The 3,431-nt window shown below is 38.0% G+C and carries 1 protein-coding gene and 2 pseudogenes; 1 reads left to right on the top strand and 2 read right to left on the bottom strand.

The genetic code is table 11. The features are described 5' to 3' along the window. Positions 1-686: IS1634 family transposase (locus tag QUB30_RS33080; RefSeq protein ID WP_445300578.1), on the bottom strand; the 686-nt coding region annotated here is incomplete at its 3' end. Between the two features lie 348 nt (positions 687-1,034). Here QUB30_RS33080 and QUB30_RS33075 point away from each other — a divergent pair. After that, positions 1,035-1,922, top strand: a pseudogene (locus QUB30_RS33075) (transposase); the annotation flags it as partial. Here the strand turns inward: QUB30_RS33075 and QUB30_RS33070 are convergent. Beyond that, positions 1,907-2,977: pseudogene (locus tag QUB30_RS33070) on the bottom strand (ISKra4 family transposase). The pseudogenes QUB30_RS33075 and QUB30_RS33070 sit on opposite strands and share 16 nt — an antisense overlap. Positions 2,978-3,431 lie beyond the last annotated feature (454 nt).

The following is a 3,431-nucleotide window of genomic DNA, read 5'->3' as shown; positions in this document are numbered from 1 at the left end:
TTTTTAAAGTCTTGACAAATTGAGGCGAATATGGAATTATCTGATTCGTTTCCTGAAGCTACTCGTAAAAATAGTGGCACATCTCCGTCTCCACTACAAATTAGGTCTAAAATGAACTGTTTTAAGTCGGGGCTTGGCCCTTGAGAGTAGCCGTAGGTAATCTGAATTGGTACTGGGGATGTTTGATGATTGATTGATGAATTATCTAACTGATTGTTATCTTTTTCTGTGCTTTCAAAAGATATTGATGGTAATTCTTGTTCATATTTGCCATGTAGATGAAATGAACTTGAGTCGAGGTGAGATGTGTCGGTATTTATCTCGAATTTTTGAGCGGCCCACAGGGCAATAGTTGTGAATATTTCGGTAATTCCTACCAAATATAATTTATCTAATACTCTTCCTAAACGGTCATCATTGAGATGTGACGCTTGAATTCCTGAGCCAAGTAAATGTTCTATTGCTTTCCCTTCAAAAAATTTAGAAAATAAATATAATGGGGCGGAAACCATCCCTAATCCATTGATAATCATGGCTTTGACTACCAGGCCGGGACTGACGATCTCGCCCGGTTGTTCGCCTACTAATTCATTGATTTTTTGGACAATTCCTATTTCATCGATTAGACCGGCTATCAAGCCCAGATGATCCTTGTTTTCTACTTTCATCTGGGATGCTTTCTGCATGGACTGCTGAGTCATGATTTGAGCGTTGATCGTGATCGCCAGTTTACACTATTTTTGGTGATGATTGGTTACGGAAGAGCGCTCACAATTAACGCATTTTCGCGACTGTGATCGGGTTATTGTGAGGTAAAAAACCAAGTTTATTACCGATCGCAATTTTAACTTACATCAGATAGGACTCACGCCCTCACGTCTCTTGTCAGGAATTCTTAACGCTCGTGATGGGAGCGTGACCGAAATTATTGAGTATTTTTACTCACGCTTGGTCTCGGATGATTCACTTTTACCCCCTCAATCCGCGTATGTGCCAGTTGGGGGTGCGGAATGTGGGTTAAAAAGCTTGGAGCGAAAAAACCTCGAACCTACCGCAACAAAGCACGTAAAGACTACCTATCCATTACCAAGGAGCGCAGACCATCACAGAGCCAAAAAAGAACGGCGATTAAAAAACAACTGCAATACCTTAAAAGAAATCTCTCTCACATTGAAAGATTAATCGAGTTAGGAGCTACTTTAAACAACTTGAGTAAGCGGCAATATAAGCTGCTGCTAGTCTGTCATGAAGTTGACCGACAACAAGACTGGATGTACCAAGACAAGACAAATAGGATTGACGATAGAATCGTAAGTTTAACCCAACCCCACATCCGCCCCATAGTTAGAGGAAAAGCAGGAAAACATACAGAATTCGGAGCCAAATTATCAGCGAGTAGCTTTGAGGGGTATGTATTTTTAGATCGAATTAGCTGGGACAACTTTAATGAATCAGGAGACTTAATCGCCCAAGTGGAAGCTTTTAAAGAATTCACAGGGTATTATCCAGAATCGGTTCATGTTGACCAGATTTATCGCACTCGATCTAACCGAGCGTGGTGTAAAGAAAGAGGAATTAGGATGAGTGGCCCGGCTTTGGGAAGACGCCCCACGAATGTAAGTAAAGACAAAAAGAAGCAAGCGCTAGAAGATGAGAGAGTTCGTCAAGCTATCGAGGGCAAGTTCGGGCAAGCGAAACGCAGATTTAATCTCGATCAAGTGATGACTAAACTTGATAATACATCCCAAACAACTATTGCGATTACTTTTTTAGTCATGAACCTTGTCGCAGGATTCAAAAGGTTATTGTGGCTTTTTTTGTGTCAATTTTCATCAATAACCACCGACGAGCGAGCGGTGATTATCAAAGCTTATGTTCTCGGGTGCATCTCAGTTTGGCAAATACATCAAATTGAAAGTTGACCGTTGAGATAAGCACAGCGAAGAGCAAGGATAGACGAAAGAAACGTTCTCAATATTCCATTGTGCTCCCGATATTTTTACCCTTAATCCAATGCGTTTAATTATTGATTCAATTGTTCCAGAACCAATCGAACTTATGGATTCTTCTTTGTAGTATTGGTAATTTACTATTCGGCAGCGATCGGTCTCTAAATAATTACAAAACGTTTTAAATGCTTGACCTTTAAAGTCTTTAAATATTTTTATAACTTCATCTATTTTGCCTTGCCATAACATAGTTTCTGCTGATTTTAATCGTTTTATCGAACCCCCTACCTTGTAGAGATTTTCTTTGAGATGATACCAATCTAAGATTTCTTGTCTTTGTTCATTATCTCCAATTTCTTTAAATATGTTCCAAATTCCGGCATTACCATCTCCTAAACAATACAGATGGTGTAGTAATTTTTGGCTATTAGTCCCATCAATTAAGTCTTGATTATTTTGAAAAAACGCTCCCGAATAAACATTATCTAAACACACAGCTTTATAGTCTTTCCAGTAACAGCTCTCGCCCTTGGTTTCGTTGCGTAGTCTAACTTTACCGCCATCTAATGTAATTTCTTTGACTCCTTGTTTAGATGTAGGCAATTCAAATTCTTGTCGATTCACTAATCTTTGTAATGTACTGTGAGAAATTTTGATTCCCGTAAAATTTTCCAAATCTTTTTCTGCCATTTGATAAGATTCATTGGCACTGATTAAAAGACAGCAATTTTCCATGAGTGGACTAAATTGACTGTAAGCTTTTAAGTCAAAATATTTTGCCTGATTATCTGTAATGTCGAGCGAGCCGATTATTGATTTTATTTTTCGGGGTTTTCCTGTTTGAATTCCTGATACTGCTGAAAAAAAAAGCTACCTAGTTCTGGGCCTACTTCTGATAACATTTTCTGACGCAGTGATTTTTCTATACTTTCAAAACTTTTTAACTGGGTTGGATCTGTATTTCTGTAAAGAATTTCTGCTACCGCTTTTAAGTGGGCTTTTAGCTGTTGTTGGTCTGATGGTATCATTTTATTTGCCTTATATTTATTTGACGATTTTACTAGCTTTTTCATTTTAACTATTTTTTGACACATTCGCCAAAGTGAGATGCACCCATGTTCTATGTTCTCGACCAGGAATTCAAACAAAAACTTAACTTATCTGCTTCATTGAATCAGCGAGCTTGAGCTTGGGGAGCCAAACTTTACTTATTCAGCAAGCCCTAATTATTTTTTGCCGCAAGTCAACCGAGTAAAATTTCATTTTTGATTGATGTCTGATATTTTTTGTCATCTTTGGCTCGACTACACTAGCCCGAGCAACTACACTATAGCAATCCTAAATCAGTTGCAAACGAATCGGGCTTCACTAATCGTGATTAAGTTGGTATTAATTCAGGCTTTTCAACAAAAAAGTCATACATATATAACTTGGTAAAATGAAAAGTTTGACAATGAGTTACCAGCCTAAATAATTTTTTAA

The sequence above is a fragment of the Microcoleus sp. BROC3 genome (assembly GCF_036702515.1).
GTDB lineage: Bacteria > Cyanobacteriota > Cyanobacteriia > Cyanobacteriales > Microcoleaceae > Microcoleus.
The sequence above is the reverse complement of the archived record's forward strand: the minus strand, read 5'-3'. Positions and strand labels throughout refer to the sequence as shown.